General features: G+C 72.7%; 15 protein-coding genes. 3 read left to right on the top strand and 12 right to left on the bottom strand.

What is annotated here, in order from left to right:
• Positions 1 to 5: 5 nt before the first annotated feature.
• The 10 genes from ACTWPW_RS14260 to ACTWPW_RS14215 all read right to left on the bottom strand — a co-directional run bounded on the left by ACTWPW_RS14260 (position 6) and on the right by ACTWPW_RS14215 (position 9,616).
• The gene (locus ACTWPW_RS14260; protein ID WP_375116638.1) at positions 6 to 677 is read right to left on the bottom strand and encodes a polysaccharide deacetylase family protein; all 672 of its coding nucleotides are present in this window, start codon (positions 675 to 677) and stop codon (positions 6 to 8) included.
• A gap of 74 nt (positions 678 to 751) precedes the next feature.
• Positions 752 to 1,462, bottom strand: a complete 711-nt coding sequence (locus ACTWPW_RS14255) for a class I SAM-dependent methyltransferase (RefSeq protein ID WP_375116639.1) — start codon at positions 1,460 to 1,462, stop codon at positions 752 to 754.
• 3 nt (positions 1,463 to 1,465) lie between these two features.
• Positions 1,466 to 2,674 carry a glycosyltransferase gene (locus ACTWPW_RS14250; RefSeq protein WP_443168988.1) on the bottom strand — a complete coding sequence of 403 codons (1,209 nt, stop codon included), beginning with the start codon at positions 2,672 to 2,674 and terminating at the stop codon, positions 1,466 to 1,468.
• Between the two features lie 108 nt (positions 2,675 to 2,782).
• Positions 2,783 to 3,364, bottom strand: coding sequence for a hypothetical protein (locus ACTWPW_RS14245; protein WP_443168987.1), 582 nt, complete (start codon positions 3,362 to 3,364; stop codon positions 2,783 to 2,785).
• Positions 3,283 to 4,926 carry a hypothetical protein gene (locus tag ACTWPW_RS14240; protein ID WP_443168986.1) on the bottom strand — a complete coding sequence of 548 codons (1,644 nt, stop codon included), beginning with the start codon at positions 4,924 to 4,926 and terminating at the stop codon, positions 3,283 to 3,285. The genes ACTWPW_RS14245 and ACTWPW_RS14240 overlap by 82 nt, the downstream gene beginning before the upstream one ends.
• Positions 4,923 to 6,146 carry an acyl-CoA reductase gene (locus ACTWPW_RS14235; RefSeq protein ID WP_443168985.1) on the bottom strand — a complete coding sequence of 408 codons (1,224 nt, stop codon included), beginning with the start codon at positions 6,144 to 6,146 and terminating at the stop codon, positions 4,923 to 4,925. The genes ACTWPW_RS14240 and ACTWPW_RS14235 overlap by 4 nt, the downstream gene beginning before the upstream one ends.
• Positions 6,146 to 7,171: a LuxE/PaaK family acyltransferase gene (locus tag ACTWPW_RS14230; protein ID WP_443168984.1), complete on the bottom strand. Its 1,026-nt coding sequence runs from the start codon at positions 7,169 to 7,171 to the stop codon at positions 6,146 to 6,148. Before ACTWPW_RS14230 ends, ACTWPW_RS14235 begins: the two co-directional genes overlap by 1 nt.
• A 93-nt stretch (positions 7,172 to 7,264) precedes the next feature.
• Positions 7,265 to 8,575, bottom strand: a complete 1,311-nt coding sequence (locus ACTWPW_RS14225; RefSeq protein ID WP_375116644.1) for an AMP-binding protein — start codon at positions 8,573 to 8,575, stop codon at positions 7,265 to 7,267.
• Positions 8,575 to 9,324, bottom strand: a complete 750-nt coding sequence (locus tag ACTWPW_RS14220) for an SDR family NAD(P)-dependent oxidoreductase (protein ID WP_375116645.1) — start codon at positions 9,322 to 9,324, stop codon at positions 8,575 to 8,577. The genes ACTWPW_RS14225 and ACTWPW_RS14220 overlap by 1 nt, the downstream gene beginning before the upstream one ends.
• A gap of 43 nt (positions 9,325 to 9,367) precedes the next feature.
• Positions 9,368 to 9,616, bottom strand: a complete 249-nt coding sequence (locus ACTWPW_RS14215; RefSeq protein WP_375116646.1) for an acyl carrier protein — start codon at positions 9,614 to 9,616, stop codon at positions 9,368 to 9,370.
• A gap of 370 nt (positions 9,617 to 9,986) precedes the next feature.
• On the opposite strand from ACTWPW_RS14215, the gene ACTWPW_RS14210 reads away from it, so the two are divergent.
• From ACTWPW_RS14210 to ACTWPW_RS14200, 3 genes are read left to right on the top strand one after another with little or no spacing between them, the layout of a single operon-like run.
• Entirely contained in the window at positions 9,987 to 10,616 is a 630-nt protein-coding gene (locus ACTWPW_RS14210) for a hypothetical protein (protein WP_443168983.1), read from the top strand.
• Positions 10,613 to 12,241 carry a hypothetical protein gene (locus ACTWPW_RS14205; RefSeq protein ID WP_375116648.1) on the top strand — a complete coding sequence of 543 codons (1,629 nt, stop codon included), beginning with the start codon at positions 10,613 to 10,615 and terminating at the stop codon, positions 12,239 to 12,241. The genes ACTWPW_RS14210 and ACTWPW_RS14205 overlap by 4 nt, the downstream gene beginning before the upstream one ends.
• A gap of 20 nt (positions 12,242 to 12,261) precedes the next feature.
• On the top strand, positions 12,262 to 14,163 hold the full coding sequence (locus ACTWPW_RS14200; RefSeq protein ID WP_443168982.1) for a glycosyltransferase: 1,902 nt from the start codon (positions 12,262 to 12,264) through the stop codon (positions 14,161 to 14,163).
• Between the two features lie 37 nt (positions 14,164 to 14,200).
• Here ACTWPW_RS14200 and ACTWPW_RS14195 read toward each other — a convergent pair whose 3' ends face one another.
• Both ACTWPW_RS14195 and pseB read right to left on the bottom strand, forming a co-directional pair.
• Positions 14,201 to 15,325: a DegT/DnrJ/EryC1/StrS family aminotransferase gene (locus tag ACTWPW_RS14195; RefSeq protein ID WP_443168981.1), complete on the bottom strand. Its 1,125-nt coding sequence runs from the start codon at positions 15,323 to 15,325 to the stop codon at positions 14,201 to 14,203.
• Positions 15,325 to 16,302 carry a UDP-N-acetylglucosamine 4,6-dehydratase (inverting) gene (gene pseB / locus ACTWPW_RS14190; protein ID WP_375116651.1) on the bottom strand — a complete coding sequence of 326 codons (978 nt, stop codon included), beginning with the start codon at positions 16,300 to 16,302 and terminating at the stop codon, positions 15,325 to 15,327. Before pseB ends, ACTWPW_RS14195 begins: the two co-directional genes overlap by 1 nt.
• Positions 16,303 to 16,345: the final 43 nt, after the last annotated feature.

The raw sequence follows: 16,345 nt of genomic DNA, 5'->3' as shown, positions 1-16,345 counted from the left end.
GACTGCTAGAAGTAGCTGACCCCTGGCACCGGTCGCTTGCCGCGCAGCAGCGTCGGCACCGTGACGAGGTGGTAACCGCGCTTCTTGAGCTCCTTGACGACCTCCGGCATGACCTTCACGGTCTGCGGCACCACGTCGTGCATGAGGATCACGCCGTCACGCTTGGCCAGCTTGAGCACGGCGGCCTTGATCTTCTTGGTGTCGCGGAGCTGCCAGTCGAGCGTGGTGCCCGTCCACAGGATCTCCGCCAGCTCGCTCTGCGCCGCCAGCCCGAGCACGCGCTCGTCGGTGTGCCCGTAGGGCGGGCGGTAGATCGTCGGCGTCCGCCCCGTGGCCTGCTCGATCACGTCCTGCGTGACCTCGAGCTCCTCGGCGATCTCGTGGTCGAGCTTCGTCGGCAGCGACGCGTGCGAGTAGGTGTGGTTGCCGATCGCGTGCCCTTTCGCGACGATCTGCCTGGCCACCTCGGGCCGCTCCTCCACCCGCTTGCCCACCAGGAAGAACGTGGCCTTGGCGCCCGCCTTGGACAGCGCCTTGAGCAGGGCGGGCGTCTGTGCGCCCGGACCGTCGTCGAAGGTCAGCGCCAGGCACTTGACCCGGTCACAGTCGACGGCGGCCGCCTGGGCGGGCAGCGAGGTCAAGGCCAGGGAGGCCGCGAGTAGGGCATGAATCACCACATGTCACAGCCTAAAGCCAACGCCACCGGCCCATGCGACCGGTCGATGTCACGTTCTGGGCACCGCGCGGGGAATCATCCGGGAGTCGGCCTCCCCCGGCGGGCCCGCAGGAACAGGCTCACGCCCTTGAGCGACCTGACCGGCAGGTAGCGCTCGGCGCGGACGATCGCGGACAGGCCGGCGTTGACCAGGAAGGGCGTCTTGCGCAGGTCGCTGCCCCTGGAGCGGCGGCGGTGCCGGACCACGAGCGGGCGCAGGAGCACGTTCCAGCTCCAGATGCGGTCCACGGTCAGCCCGGCCTTCTCGACGACGACCGTGAGCGAGTCGCGGTCGTAGCGGCGTACGTGGCCGACGGCGTCGTCGTGGGCCGACCACAGCGCCATGTCGCACGGCACCGCGATCAGCGCGTGCCCGCCGGGCGCCAGCACCCTGGCGATCTCCGCGGCCGCAAGGTGGTCCTCGCGGATGTGCTCCAGCACGTCGAACGCGGTCACCAGGTCCACGCTCCCCGGCTCGAACGGCAGTGCCCGCGCGTCCGCGTGGACCGCCTTGAGCCCGCGCTGCCTGGCCGTCTCCACCGCCGCCTCGCAATTGTCCGTCGCCGTCGCGTCCCAGCCGGCCTCGACCAGCACCCTGGTGTTGCCGCCGCCCGCGGCGCCGATGTCCAGCGCCCGCCCCGGCCGGCCCAGCTCGCGCAGCTCCCTGCGGAGGATGGCCCGGCGTTCGCGGTACCACCAGTGGGTGTCCTCAAGGGTGATCAGGCGGCGGAGCTCAGAGGTTTCCATCAGCTATTTCCTTGTACGGGAGAAGACCCGGCGGTCCAGGGCGGCCAGGCGGAACAGGGTGAGCAGGCCGTACGTGGCCACGACCGCCCCCACCTCCACCGGCCGCCCCGTGCCGGCGGGCAGGGCGAGCACGGCCGCGGTGGTGAGCACGAAACCGGTCGCGAACAGCGCGGCCGCGCGGAGATGAGCCGCGCCGCGCCGTCCGGACGCCCACCGCCGACTGGCCTCGACATTGAAGACCCCGGTCAGGACGAGCGCGCCGAGATTCGCCGCCGCCGGTGACCAGAGTTCGCGCAGGGGGAGAAAGATGAGCGCGTACAGCATGACCGAGACGACACCTATGGCGGCGATCGAGGTGAATTTCGCCATGGTCACCGCCCGGCGCCCGGTGAGCACCGCGTCCGGATGCGTGGGCGTCGGCTCGGACCGCGCGACCTCGACCTCCGCCCGGCCCGTCGACATCGACCAGGCGACCCTGGCCAGCCCTTTCAGGTCGTCGATGGCCGTCCTGACGACGCGGACGCGGGAGTCGGCGTCCTCGATCCAGTCGACCGGCACCTCGTGCACCCGCAGCCCGTTGTGCTCGGCCAGCAGCAGCAACTCGGTGTCGAAGAACCAGGAGTCGTCCTCGATCTTGCCCATGAGCGGCCTGACCACGTCGGTCCTGGCCGCCTTGAACCCGCACTGGGCATCGCTGAACCGGACCCCGAAGCCGTACCTGAGCAGGGCGTTGTACCCCCGTGAGACCACCTCGCGGCGCAGCGAGCGGCGGGTGCGCGAGCCGTGCGCCAGCCGGGTGCCGATGGCGATCTCCGAGTGGCCGCTGGCCACCGAGGCGACCAGCGGGAACAGGGCGTCGAGGTCGGTGGACAGGTCGACGTCCATGTACGCCACGATGTCGGCCGGGCTGTCCTGCCAGGCCGCCCGCAGCGCGGCGCCCCGGCCCCGGATGTCCAGCCGCCGGGCGTACACGTCCTCGTGCTCGCCGGCCAGCGCGGTGGCGATCGCCCAGGTGGCGTCGGTGCTGCCGTTGTCCACGATCGTGATGCGCCACGGCAGCGGGAAGCCGTCGAGGAAGGCGGCCAGCGTGCGTACGCAGCCGGGCAGGGCGCGCTCCTCGTTGAGCACCGGGATGACGATGTCGACGCTCGCGAGCCGGGTCGCCGGGTCGAGGATGCGGGGGCTCGACTCCATGGCGGCACGCGTGTCCATAGACTCCCCTGATCTTGCTCGTGGCCGTGGGTCCACGGAAATGTTGCTCGGGGCGTCCAGCGGGGCGCGTACGATTTCTCCTCACCATTCCGAGAACCGGAAAGATCTTTACCATTCGGGGAGCTGGTAGACCGAGGAGGTCGCATTCCGGAATCGAAGCCGGGCAAATTTCCCCAATTCCGGATTTATCCCGGTGAAAAGCCATTTGACGCCGTATTTCTGGGCGAGTAGCCGGACGTTCTCCGCCGAGGGCTCCCGGAACACCGCGTCGTTCGCGGCCAGCCGCGGCGGATCCGCGAACGGCACCGCGAGGTAGGAGCCCTCGAACGACCGGGCCCGCGACAGCGTGCTCTCGGCGTACGCCCACCCCTCGACCAGCACCCGCCGCTCGGTGAACCCCGACACCCAGTAGTGCCGGCTGTCGCACACCTGCCACCACCGGTAGCGGCAGTGCAGATCGGTGGCCACCACGTCATCGGGCGAGGAGTGCGCCCGCAACCACCGCCCCGCCTCCAGCGCCCCCTCCGGTATCAGCCGCTCGCGCTTGTCCTCCTCCGGCAGGACGTGCCCGGCCACCTCCTGGACGGAGGCCGGGACGGCGTACCCGGTCAGGAGCGCCACCACCGCCAGCACGTGCCCGCGCCGCCACAGCAGCAGCGCCCCCGCCGCCAGCACCAGGTACGGCAGCACGACCCGCGCCGCCGTACCGCCGGAGAACTCCAGCCCCGACGCCACCAGCGCGCCCCCCGCCCCCAGCCCCAGCAGGCACGCGGCCAGGGCCCACGGCACGCGCGGCGCCGCCAGCACCCCGCACACGGCCGCGATCGACAGGTAGGGCCGGGCCCCTTCGAGGAAGTAGAGCTGCGACTGCGACGGATGCCCGAGCAGCACCGCCGCGCCGATCCCGGCCGCCCCGATCCCGAGCAGCAGCAGCACGGGCGGCTCCAGCGCCCGCCGCCCCAGCCCCGCCACCCCGCCCCACACGCAGGCCAGGCAGACAGGTGCACCCCGGCCAGCACGACCAGCTCGCCGACCGGCACCGCGACGGGCGTCCCGACGCCCGCCACCGTCTCCCACAACGCCCGCATGGCCGCGAACGGCGCGAGCACCGTCCCCTGCGCCCGCTGCCCGAACACCACGAACTGCGCGAACGCCAGGCACGCCAGCGCGGCACCCGCCGCCGCGAGCCACTCGCCCCGCACCCGCCGCTCCACCACCCCGCGCACGACCACCACGAGCAGCAGCCCCGCGAGCAGCAGCGGCAGGTAGGTCGCCTTCGCCCCGGTGAGCGCGAGCAGCAGCACCCCCAGCGCCGCCCACCGCGACCGGGGCCCGCCGAGCAGCAGCAACACCACGGGAGCGAACAGCAGCGCCCCGAACGTCTGCGTGGGGCTGGCCCAGACGGTGAACATCGACCGCGAGGTGAACTCGGCGCCCTCCACCAGCACGGGCCCGAACAGGAAGTACGTCACCCCGGCCGCCGCCACCCCGGCGCCCCAGCTCCCGCCCAGCCGCCGCCCGAGCACCGCCACCAGCACGACCATCGCCGCCGCCATCGGCAGCGTGGACAGCCGGTAGACCAGCGTCACCGGCTCGATCCCGGTGACCCAGCTGGTGGCGGCCATTTCGGCGTAGACGTACCAGTGGTAGGACAGCCGCTCGCCCAGCACGGATGGCAGGGTGAGCGGGAAGTGATGCCGCGCCTCGCCGACCAGCGACAGGTGGTACGGCATGTCCACGTACGCGGTGCCGACCGGCAGCCGGTACAGGAACAACGTGCTCCACGCGATCAGGTAGGCCACGATCCCGGCGAGCACCCAGGCACACCATCCCGGCAGGCGCTCCCTGACGGCCGGCCCCCGCCAGTGCCGCCGCAGCCGGGGCACGAACGCGAACGCGCACAGCACGGCGGCCGGCGGCACCACCACGAGCAGCGGCGCCCCGGCGGCCCGGGCGGGGATGTAGGCCAGCACCTCGACCGCGTAGCCGAGCGCCAGCCCCGCCGCCAGGTCCTCGGCCATGGACCGCCCGCCCCCGGTCAGCCCCCGCCACAGCAGCGTCCCCGGCAGCGCCACCCCGACCCCGAGATAGGCGGCGAAGGCGGCCAGGTCACGTCCGGAGACCCCGCACCACAGGAAGACGCCGACCGTGCCCGCGCACACGAGAGCGGCCGGCACCCACCGGGAGCCGAGCCGCCGCCCGCGGGACATCGACAGGCGGACGAGCGTGCTCTCGGGCGGCGCCAGCGTCATCTGATCACGGTCACCAGTCGCGTGAACTCGGCCGGCAGGTCCACCCCGTCCCACACCCGGTGGAAGCTCAGCGCGCTGCCCACCGGCACCATGCGGTCGACCCCGCGCCCGGCCAGCTCCCTGGCCAGCTCCTCCAGCTCGGCCGCGCCGAACCCGAAGTGGGTCATCGTCTGGTCCCGCCGCTCGACCAGGGCCACCAGCTCCGGCAGCGCCGCGAGCCTGGCGTGCGCGAACGTCCCCGCCCCCAGCCACCGCCGGGGGGCCGCCGCCGCGGCCGACAGCCGCACGCTGGCCAGCGCGTTCCCGCGGAACTCCACGCTCTCGGCCAGCCCGTCGGCGGCCAGCCCGTAGGTGGAGACCCGCTTCTCCACGGCCATCGCCGCGTCGACCCCCCACCCGCGCGCGGTCACCACCCGCGCGACGTGGTCGGTGAAGTCGGCCCGCGCCGCCTCGCAGTCACCCTCGGCCCCCACCCAGAACACGGTCCTGGGCGAGGAGCAGGCGGCCTGGTCGAACCAGTAGGTGTCGTTGACGAACCCCTCGGCGACGGTGACCCGCGCGGCCCGGGGCGCGCACAACCACGCCGCCGCCCGCACCACGGCGAACGACGAGCGGTCGGGGAAGGTCAGGTCGCGGGCGTGCGGGGCGAGCGGGTGACGCCGGATCTCGCGTACGGCCCCGTCGCCGCCCCACACCACCCGCAGGTCGCAGGCGGCCGAGAGCGCGGCGGTGACGGCGTCGGAGCGGTCGTAGGAGATGATCCGCTGCGTGGCGGCGACGGCCGGGTCGGCGCCGTCGAGGGACTCGTGCAGCGTCTCCACGATGGCCTCGGCGACCGCGCCCGCGCGTGGCGACAGGCGCACGACGTTGCGGTTGCCCATCAGGGCCGACAGGGCCCAGGAGTAGACGAAGACCGTGTCGACGTTCGCGGGCGGGATGTGGAAGACCAGGCCGCGCGGGACGCGTACGTGCTCGCGGCCGAGCCCTTCGACCGTGCGGCCAAGCTCGCTGGGCCGCAGGAAGAAGCCGAGCGAGCCCAGCTCGGGATGGCGCCGCGCCAGCGCGGGCCGCAGCAGCCGCCTGCCGAACCCCGCCAGGAACTCGCGGATCCGCTCGTCCCCGACCCGCAGGGTGCCGGCGCGCCGGCCGATCAGCTCCTCGACCGGTACGGGCCCAGCCGCGGGGAACCTGACGTCGACTGTGGTGCGGTCGTCCAGCATCAGCCCTGCCCGAAGGTGTCGCTGCAGCCGCGCGCCTCGGCCCGCGGCAACCTGCCGAGGACCTCGAACCGCTTGCCCGGCAGGCTTCCGTCGTCCACGCCGCGCACCACGCCCAGGTCCTCGGTCAGCAGCACGTGGCCCGGGTAGGACGTGGGCAGCGTGCTGACCACCTCGACCAGCCCCGGCACGCCGGTCGGCGCCTCCTGCCAGGTCTCGGGGTCGCGGATCACGACGTCGGCGAAGTCGGGGCAGTAGAGCCCGTCGCCGTCGGGCCCCTCCAGGAAGACGGTCCCGATCTGCTCGACCATGCCGTAGAAGTTGTGCACCCGGCTCAGCCCGCACTCCGCGTTCAGCCGCCGCCGGAACTCGGCGTTGTCCACCGCCTGCTCGGCCAGCCGCTTCCACCCGCCGGAGTGGATCAGCACCGCCTGCGACAGGTCCGCGCCCAGGCCGCGCAGGTGCAGCCAGACCATGAACGTGAACCCGAAGACGAGGAAGCGCCCGCCGCCGTGTCGCGCCAGGAACCCCTTGACCGCCTCCGCGTCCACCCGGCCCTGCTCGTCGAGCACGAACGTGTGGTCGCGGCCGAAGTTCATCATGCCCAGCACGCCGGCGCCGCGGGCGCTCAGCGTGGGGTCGCGGACGACCGAGCGGCTGTCGACGACCAGCATCGGCAGCCGTCGCTCGCCCAGGACCACCCTGATCGTGGCGGCCAGCATGCGGGTCTGCGCCGCCGCGGCCTCCCGGTCGAGGTAGATCCGGCTCGGCCGCTGGCCGGTGGTCCCGCTGGAGGTCAGCACCCGGAACACCTGCTCCTCGGGAATGCTGCGCAGCTCGTGGGTCTTGAACAGCCGGACGGGCAGCCACGGCAAGTCGGCCACCCGCTCGTAGGGAGGCGTCGCGCCGATGGCGTCGAGGATCCGGCGGTAGGGCGGGCAGGCCGCGCGGTGCCGCTCGGTCAGCGCCGCCAGCTCGGGCAGCAGCACGGCCTCCCGCTCGGGCCCGGTCAGGGTGAAGACGCTCACCGCGCCACGCCCCCGGTCATGTGCGGCACCCCGGCGCCCGACGGTCCACCTCGGTCATGTGACGCACTCCCGGCACCCGGCCATCCACCTCGGTCATGTGAGGGACTCCAGCGTCCGGTAGTCCACCTTGCCCGTCGCCAGGAGCGGCAGGTGCTCGATGTGGCGCACGTCGAACCCGCTCCAGTGCAGCCGCAGCTCGGCGCCCAGCCGCCGGGCCATGCTCACGCGCGCCGCCGGGTCGCCGACCCGCTCGGTCCAGACGGTCACCCGGTCGTCGCCGCTGGTGACCGCCACCGGCCCCGTGCCGCGCAGCATGCGCTCGACGTCGTCGAGGTTGACCCGGGTGCCGAAGACCTTCGCGATGCGCTTGAGCCGCCCGGTGACGTGCAGGAATCCCTCGTCGTCGAGCCGCCCCAGGTCGCCCGTGCGCAGCACCCCGCCCAGGTCGTCGCCCCTGGCCAGGTCGGCGGCGTCTTCGGCGTAACCCATCATGACGTTGGGACCGTGGTAGACGACCTCGCCGTCCTCGACGGTCAGCCGTCCGCCGGGGACGGCGACCCCGACCGAGCCCGGCTTGTCGGCCAGCCGGTCGGGCGGCAGGACGGCGATGCGGGCGGTGGCCTCCGTCTGCCCGTACATGACGAAGAACCGGTCGGCCTGCTCGGCGAACTCCTTCACCAGCTCGGGGGCCAGCCGCCCGCCGGCCTGGGTGAGCGTGGTGAGCGCCGGGTAGTTGGACCGGTCGAAGCGCATGCGGCGCAACATCGTGTACTGGTAGGGGACCGCGGCCAGCGACGTGCAGCCGTGGTCGTGCAGGTCGGCCCAGAACGAGCGCTCCAGCAGCCCCGCCTCGGTCAGCACCACGGTCCCGCCGGCCACCAGGTGGCTGTTGAGCACCGACAGGCCGTAGCTGTAGTGCAGGGGCAGGCTCGTCGGCGCGATGTCGCCGGGCCCGATCGACAGGGCGGAGGCGATGGCGGCGGCGTTGGCGAGCACGGCCTGGCGGGAGAGGCGGACGAGCTTGGGATTGCCCGTCGAGCCCGAGGTGGCCAGGAGCAGGCCGAGATCGGGATGCGGGTCGGGCACGTCGCGGCGCGGCGGCGGCGGGCCGTCGAGCGTGTGCGTGAACCCGAGCAGCGCGGCGGGCTTGAACCGCTCCGACAGATCGGCCAGCGTCGCGGCCGGCAGGTCGGGGTCGAGCAGCGCGACCGGCCGGCCGGCGTGCCAGGCGCCGAGATAGCAGAACACGGAGGCCAGGGTGTTGCGCATCGCGCAGAACAGCGGACCGGGCCGCAGGCCGTCCAGGTTCGCGGCCGCGCGGCCGACGTATTTGGCCAGCTCGTCGCCTCGGATCCCCTGTCCGTTACCCGAGACGACGAGCCGGGCTTGTGGGTGCGGGAACATCACAGGACCAGCCCGCCGTCCACGCCGAGGACCTGGCCGGTGATGAAGGCCGCGTCCGGTGACAGCAGGAACGCCACGGCCCGGGCGACGTCGCCGGGCTCGCCGATGCGGCCGAGCGGGGTCGCCTCGACCCTGGCCGCGCGCGCCCGGTCGTCGAGAGTGGCGAGCATGTCGGTCCTGATGTAGCCGGGGGCCACGGCGTTGACCCGGACCCCGGCGGGCCCGAGCTCCTTGGCCGCGGCCCGGGTGAGGCCGATGACCGCGGCCTTGGTCGCGGAGTAGACCGCCTGGCCGGGGCCGCCCGCGCGGCCCATGATCGAGGTGACCAGCACCACGGCGGGGGCCGCGCCGCGGCGCAGCAGCCTGATGGCGGCCTGCAGGGTGTGCGTGGCCCCGATGGCGTTGACCTCGAAGAGGTGGCCGACCGTCTCGTGGCGCGTCATGCCGAGCAGGCCGGCCTCGTGGACGCCGGCGTTGACCACGAGGGCGTCGAGCCGGCCGTGCCGCTGGTAGATCCGCCGCATCATGGCGGAGACCTGCGCGGGGTCGGCCACGTCGCCGTGGACGGAGTCGGTCGCGCCGCCGGTCTCGGCGGCCACCTCCGCCGCCGCCTTGGCGGCCCGCTCCTCGTCGCGGCCGTGGAGCACGACCGCGTGGCCGGTCGCGGCGAGCGTGCCGGCGATGGCCCGGCCGATGCCCCTCGTCGACCCGGTGACGAGCGCGACGCCGGGCTCGGCCGGCGCCTCCATGGAGGTCACAGTGGGTGTCTCAGTGGGTGTCTGGGTGGGGGTCTCAGAGGGCGGCCGCGCCGATGCCATGCTTCTCCAGCAGCCCGGCCGCCTCGGCGAACGAGCTCATGTCGATCATTTCGTCGGTGTCGATCATGATGGAGAACTCGTCCTCCATCGCCGCGATCAGCGCCATGTGCGCCAGGGAGTCCCACTGGGGGATGGCCCGGTATTCCAGGCCGTCGACGTCGGCGTCGGGCGGAAGGTTGAGCGCCGTGCGGAACACGGCCCGCAGGCGGTCGAGATGACTCATGATCACTCTCACTCTCTGTCCTCAAGCCACGACGAAGTGTAGCGGCAATTGCGTGCCAGGAGAAAACCAAGGCCCCGACCTGAGTAATGGAACCGTATAACGAGGCGTGACCCGCGTTGGGGGCTGGGAATGTCGGATGGGACACGGCAACCGTACGGGGGGAATGATGGACGAATCCAATCACTGGTACGGGCACTCCCGCATACTCGGCAGATACTGCGGCCTGCCGGACGAGTCGCCAAAGCGAATTCAAGGTTTCCTCCAGCATGGATGGAACTATCTCCACGGATTTCCCCCGAACGACCACTGGTGCAGCCCTGGTTATCCCCGTTTCATCTGGTCGGACGTGCTACGTCGCAGGGGTTGGTCGATGGGGCGCAGGAGTCACTACCTCGTCGGCGCCCCCTGGATTTACCTCCTTTACCTGGAGCCTGATCTGGGCGCGCGGCCCGATCGCGAGGGTACGATCTGGTATCCCTTTCACGGCTGGGAGAAGAGTTCCGTCAGCGGTGACCATGCTCGGCTCGCCGACGAAATCCGAGATGTCGAGACTGGTCCGGTCACGGTATGTCTTTATTGGCTGGAATTCGCAAATCCGGACATTCGACATGCGTACGAATCGAGGGGATTCCGGGTCATCTGCCATGGCGAGCGCGGATCCCGCTGGGAGGGAAAGGGCCGCGACTTCCTGCGCAAGCAGCTGGTCGAGTTGCGGCGCCACCGCAGGGTGGCCTCCAACAGGCTCGGCAGCGCGCTGTTCTACGGCGCCTCGGTGGGGTGCGAGCTGGGCGTGTACGGGGACCCGATGCAGTTCGAGGACGAGCGGCCCGAATACGGCGGCACGGCGCGCCGCATGCGGCTCTGGCCCGAACTGCACGGCACGCACGTCGATCCGGGGCTGGCGGCCGAGGTGGCGCGGCGCGAGCTGGGATTCGAGTATCAGGCGACACCGGAGGAGCTACGGCGAATGTTCGGTTGGAAGCGGGTGCGCTGCGCATGAGCACGAGCACGCGCACGAGTGAGGCACCCGAGAACGTCCGGTTGATCGGCGGGGAGATGCTGCTGTGGTCGGACGTGTCCGGCATGGGCGGCGTCACCGGCTGGCGGGGCGCGGCGCTGGAGCTGATCAGGCGGATGGTCCCGGAGAGCGGCCGGGTGCTGCTGGTCGGGCCGCATCCCCAGGCGCTGGTGGACGACGTGGTCGCGCGGGCTCCTGCGGCCGCCGTGCTGCTGCGCTCGTACCCTGACGCCTGCGCGCTGGGAGAGCGGCATCCGGGGCTGGCGGTCTACTGCGGGCGGCTGGAGCTGCTGGCCGCTGACGAGCCGTACGACCTGGTGCTGGCGCTGGACGGGCTGCTGCGCACGCACTCGGCCGAGGCCCCGGCCGCCGCCTGGAACGAGTCGCTCGAAGCGCTGGCCGACCTCGTCGCGCCCGGCGGGCGGCTGGTCCTCGGCGTCCGCAACGACCTGGGCGTGGACCGGTTCATCGAGGCCAGGCCCGCCGACCGGGAGTGCGCCGACGACCAGTGGGCGCCGCACGGCTTCGACCCCAGCTACCCCAGCGGCCCCGGGGCGCTCGACCTCGGGCTGGAGTCGGCCGGGCTCAGCATGCAGCGGTGCTACGCGGCCTACCCCGACCGGCAGACGCCGCGCTCGCTGCTGTCCAGGGAGGCGCTGGCGTTCGACCTGCCCGAGGCGCTCACGTTCCCGCTGAGCGCCAAGGATGGCGACCGGATGCTGGTGGCCGACCCGCTGCGGCTGACCAGGCTGGTCTTCCGGCACCGGCTGGGTGAGGAGCTGGCCCCGCTCTGGCTGGCCGTGGCCTCCCGCCCCCCGCACGGCGCGGCCGAGGCCCCGGCGGTCGAGCTGCCGCTGGGCCTCATCGAGGAGGGCCCCGCCCTGTACGAGCTCACCCCCGCGGGCACCCGGCGCCTGCCCGGCGGCCAGGAGCGGCCGATCCCGGCCGGCCGCGTGGTGGAGGAGATCCTCGTCGAGGCGTGCGCCCGCGAGGACGTCAGGACCGTACGCGAGCTGCTCGCCGAGCTGGCCGACTGGCTGGAGTCGGGCGGCGACGCGTCGGCGGCGACCGACAGCCTGGTCTACGACGGCGAGCGGTTCGCCGCCGTCAACCCGCCGTCGGGCCCGGCCACGCGGCCCGAGCCGCACGTCGTGCTCTGCCGGATCCTGTGGCGGTTCGCGGTCCGGCTGCTGGCGGCCGGCCACCACCACCCGTGGCCGTGGCCGCTGGAGGCCGACCAGCTCACGCTGACCCTGTGCGGCATGGCCGGCCGGTCGTGCGACCATCGCGACCTCGACCGGGCCCGCAAGCTCGACGCCGAGCTGGGTCAGCCCGCCGAGCTGACCGAGCACGCCCCGACCTACCGCGACCTGCTGGGCGCGCGTGACCGCCTGGCCGACCAGCTCACCGCGGCCCTGGCCAGGATCTCCCGCCTGGAGACCAAGCTGTCCTACCGCGAGCGCGAGCTGGTCAGGGCCAAGGCCAAGCTGCGCAGGACCCAGCGCAAGGCCACCGCCTACCGCAGGACGCTCGGCTACCGCCTGTCCCGCCGCCTGGCCCGGCCCCGCAAGGTCGCCCGCCGCGTCATCCGCCTGTTGTCCGGCTGAGGAAACGATGAGGAGTACATGTGCCGGTTCTTTCGGTGATCGTCCCGTTCCACAACGTCGAGAAGTACATCGGACCCTGCCTTGACTCCATAGCCGCCCAGACGCTGGGGGAGCTGGAGGTGATCTGCGTGGACGACGGCAGCGGCGACGGAGGCTCGGCCGTCGTCGAGTCCCGGCAGGCCACCGACCCGCGGATCACCCTCATCAGGCAGGACAACCACGGGGTGGGCCACGCCCGCAACGTCGGCGTGCGTCGCGCGAGCGGCGACTACCTGGCCTTCGTGGACGGCGACGACACCGTGCCGCGTGAGGCGTTCAAGCGGCTGGTGTCCTCACTCGAGACCACCGGCTCCGACCTGGCCTGCGGAAACGTCATGCGGCTCCACCGCAACCTGCTCATCCCGTCGTGGGCGCACCGGGAGGCGTTCGCCCGGGCGGTCAGGCGCACCCACATCACCCGCCACCCGCTGCTGGTCCGCGACCGCATGTTGTGGAACAAGGTCTACCGCCGCAGCTTCTGGGACGGCCTGGGCCTGAGCTTCCCCGAGCGCATGTACGAGGACCAGCCCGTCGCCATGGCCGCCCACGTCGGAGCCGGCTCGGTGGACGTGCTGGCCAAGGTCGTCTACCACTGGCGGCAGCGCGACGAGCCCGGCGCCTCCATCACCCAGCGCCGCCTGGAGCCGGGCAACCTGCGCGACCGGCTCCTGTCGGTGCTGCAGACCGCAGAGCTGCTCGGCCGCGGGGCGCCGAAGCTCAGGCCCGACTTCGACCGCGACACGCTGGACATCGACATGGGCGTCGCGGTGGAGGCGATGGCCGCCATGGGCCCGGCGGCGGACCCGGACCTGGTGGACCTGGCCGTCCGCTACCTGGACGGCGTGTCGCGGGAGGCCTGGCAGAGCATCCCGTTCGAGCACCGCCTGCTGGTCCACCTGCTGCACCGGCGCCGCCTGGCCGAGCTGGCCGACCTCTTCGCCCAGTCCCGGGAGGGCAGCCTGCGACCCGGGATGAGCTCGGAGGGGTTGCTGCGCAGGCGCTGGTACGGCCGGCACCCCTCGATGCCCGTCCACCTGTCGGAGCTCTCCGGCGAGCTGGGCCTGCAGGCCAGGCTGGTGAGCCTCGACTGGCGCGACGGCGTGCTGCACGGGTCGGGGCGGGTGGCCGTCGGCAGGTTCGACGTGAGCGGGCTGCGGCGGGTGCGCGTACGGATCTGGCTGGAGGAGCGCGGGACCGGCGAGACCCTTCAGCTGTCCGACGAGGAGAGCGCGCCCGCGTGGGAGAGCGTCGAGCAGGAGGACGGCGGGCGGCTGCCGGAGCACGCGTTCCCGTTCAGGTTCGCGTTCGACCCGGTCGCGCTGTCGCGGGCGCAGCTGGCCAGGCACGGCCAATGGGACCTGTGCGTGCGGCTGCGGAGCCACGGGCTGAAGCTGGAGAGCAGGGTGGCCGGGCCGCGCTGGCTGCCGCCGCTGATCCCGGCGCCGCGCCGCAGGTCGGGCGTGTGGCTGGTGCCGGTGCGCAGCTCGAGAGGCGCCTGGGGGATACGCCTGCGCACGGCCCAGGCGATCATCGGCGACTGCCGGCTGGACGGCGGCGACCTGGTGTTCTCGGGGGAGATGTCCGACATCGGCGACGGCGAGCCGGTGCTCAGGCTGCGGCGCAGGAGCGACGGCGAGGAGATGTACTTCCCGGTGGCGCTGGCCGGCCAGGACTTCCACGCGCGGGTGCCGCTGGCCGACATCGACGAGTGCGTCGGCCACGAGTCGTGGTGGGAGGTGCTCATCGACCAGGGCCGGGCCATCCGCCCGCTGGTGCGCACGAGGCAGCGGGCGATCGCCACCGTGGAGGGCGCCGACCGGGAGGAGCGGCGCTTCCTCATCGACCGGGGCGAGGACGGCTGCCTGCTGCTGGCGGAACGCTGACCGGAACGCTGACCGGGGCGCCGACCCGGGTGCCGGCTCAGGCCAGGATGCCGGTCAGCGTCTCCACGACGTGCTCCTGCTGCGCGCCGGTCAGGGCCGGGAACAGCGGCAGCGACAGCTCCTCGGCGTAGTAGGACTCGGCTTCCGGGCAGAGACCGCGCCGGTAGCCGAGGTCCTCGAACACCGGGTGCCAGTAGGCCGGCACGTAGTTGACCTGGACCCCGATCCCGGCGGCGCGCATGCGCTCGTAGACCTCGCGCCTGCGCCCGCCGCCGATCCGGACCGGGTAGAGGTGCCAGCTCGGCCGCACGTAGGCGTGCTGGGCGGGCAGCGTCAGCCCCGGCACGTCGCGCAGCAGCACGTTGTAGCGCGCGACCAGCTCGGCTCGCCGCTCGCGGAAGAGCGCCAGCCGCCGCAGCTGGCTGAGGCCGAGCGCGCACAGCACGTCGGGCAGCCGGTAGTTGAGCCCGAACTCGTGCACCTCCTGGTGCCAGCCGCCCTCGCCGGGAGTGCGCTGCTCGGCGGGGTCCCTGACCAGGCCGTGGTTCCGGAAGCGGGCGGCCCGCCGGAACAGCTCGGGGTCGGCCGCCGCCACGGCCCCGCCCTCCGCCGTCGTCACGGTCTTGGTCGGGAAGAACGAGAACGTGGTCAGATCCGCCAGCGCCCCCACCGGCCGGTCCTTGTACGCCGCCCCGATCGAGTGCGCCGCGTCGCTCACCAGCACCGCCCCGGCCCGGTCGGCGACCTCCCGCAGCTCGTCGTAGTCGGCCGGGTGGCCCGCGTAGTCCACCGCCGTGATCGCCCGCGTCCGGCCGGTGACCAGCGCGGCCGCGGCGTCGGGGTCGAGGTTGCCCGTGTCGGGCCGCACGTCGGCGAAGACCACCCGCGCGCCCAGCAGCGCGGCCGTGGCGGCCGTGGCCACGAACGTCAGCGGCGAGGTGACCACCTCGTCGCCCGCCCGCACCCCGGCCGCCACGTAGGCGACGTGCAGCGCCGCGGTGCCCGACGTGACCGACACGCATGGCACGCCGCCCGTCCAGCGGGCCAGCTCCGCCTCGAACTCGCCGACCGCGGGCCCGGTCGTCAGCCAGTCGCCGCGCAGCACCTCGGCGACCGCCGCGACGTCGGACTCCTCGATCGACTGGCGTCCGTAGGGCAGCATCAGCCGGTCACCATGCCGCGCAGGTCGTCGACCGACAGCCACTGCTCGTTGCTGTCGGAGCGGTAGGCGAAGCCCTCGGGCAGCTGCTCGCCGGTCTTCGGCGGCACGTAACCCCAGGTCGCGATCGTGGGCTGGACCACGTAGCGGTCGGACAGGCGCAGCGTCCTGCGGCCGTCGTCGGGGCCGATCATCTCCTCGTGCAGCTTCTCGCCCGGGCGCACGCCGATCTCGTAGATCGGGCTGTTCGGGGCCAGAGCCTCGGCCAGGTCGGTGATGCGCATGCTGGGGATGCGCGGCACGTACAGCTCGCCGCCCTGCATCAGGTCGAACGAGTCCACCACGAACCTGACCGCCTGCTCCAGCGTGATCCAGAACCTGGTCATGCGCTTGTCGGTGATCGGCAGGCTGCCGCCCTGCTCGGCCAGCCGCTGGAAGAGCGGGATCACCGAGCCCCGGCTGCCGACGACGTTGCCGTAGCGGACCACGGCGAAGCGGGTCTCGTGGGCGGCGGCGTAGTGGTTGGCCGAGACGAACAGCTTGTCGGCGACCAGCTTCGTGGCGCCGTACAGGTTGATCGGGCTGGAGGCCTTGTCGGTGGAGAGCGCGACGACCTTGCGCACGCCGCAGTCGATGGCGGCCTCCACGACGTTCTGCGAGCCGGCGACGTTGGTGCGGACGTACTCGAACGGGTTGTACTCGGCGGTGTCGACCTGCTTGAGCGCGGCGGCGTGGACCACGTATTCGACGCCGTGCATGGCGCGGGTCAGGCGGTCGCGGTCGCGGACGTCGCCGATGAACCAGCGCAGCCGCTCGTCGTCGTCGAAGAGCTGCCTGGTCTCGTACTGCTTGAGCTCGTCGCGGGAGAAGACCACCAGGCGGCGGACCCCGAGCGAGTCGAGCGCGTGACGGATGAACGCCTTGCCGAAGGACCCCGTTCCTCCGGTGATCAGAATCGACGATCCACTGAGAATGCTCACGTGGCCCCCTGGAGTCGCGCTTACGCGCTGTAGTCGTCGTGGC

Source organism: Nonomuraea sp. KM90, assembly GCF_052246675.1.
Taxonomy (GTDB): Bacteria; Actinomycetota; Actinomycetes; order Streptosporangiales; family Streptosporangiaceae; genus Nonomuraea.
The sequence above is the reverse complement of the archived record's forward strand: the minus strand, read 5'-3'. Positions and strand labels throughout refer to the sequence as shown.

Excerpts from the sequence above, each read along its gene's own strand:
- ACTWPW_RS14255 (WP_375116639.1), bottom strand. The coding sequence starts at position 1,462 with ATGGAAACCTCTGAGCTCCGCCGCCTGATCACCCTTGAGGACACCCAC.
- ACTWPW_RS14250 (WP_443168988.1), bottom strand. The coding sequence starts at position 2,674 with ATGGACACGCGTGCCGCCATGGAGTCGAGCCCCCGCATCCTCGACCCG.
- ACTWPW_RS14240 (WP_443168986.1), bottom strand. The coding sequence starts at position 4,926 with ATGACGCTGGCGCCGCCCGAGAGCACGCTCGTCCGCCTGTCGATGTCC.
- ACTWPW_RS14235 (WP_443168985.1), bottom strand. The coding sequence starts at position 6,146 with ATGCTGGACGACCGCACCACAGTCGACGTCAGGTTCCCCGCGGCTGGG.
- ACTWPW_RS14225 (WP_375116644.1), bottom strand. The coding sequence starts at position 8,575 with ATGTTCCCGCACCCACAAGCCCGGCTCGTCGTCTCGGGTAACGGACAG.
- ACTWPW_RS14220 (WP_375116645.1), bottom strand. The coding sequence starts at position 9,324 with ATGGAGGCGCCGGCCGAGCCCGGCGTCGCGCTCGTCACCGGGTCGACG.
- ACTWPW_RS14215 (WP_375116646.1), bottom strand. The coding sequence starts at position 9,616 with ATGAGTCATCTCGACCGCCTGCGGGCCGTGTTCCGCACGGCGCTCAAC.
- ACTWPW_RS14210 (WP_443168983.1), top strand. The coding sequence starts at position 9,987 with ATGGGGCGCAGGAGTCACTACCTCGTCGGCGCCCCCTGGATTTACCTC.
- ACTWPW_RS14205 (WP_375116648.1), top strand. The coding sequence starts at position 10,613 with ATGAGCACGAGCACGCGCACGAGTGAGGCACCCGAGAACGTCCGGTTG.
- ACTWPW_RS14195 (WP_443168981.1), bottom strand. The coding sequence starts at position 15,325 with ATGCTGCCCTACGGACGCCAGTCGATCGAGGAGTCCGACGTCGCGGCG.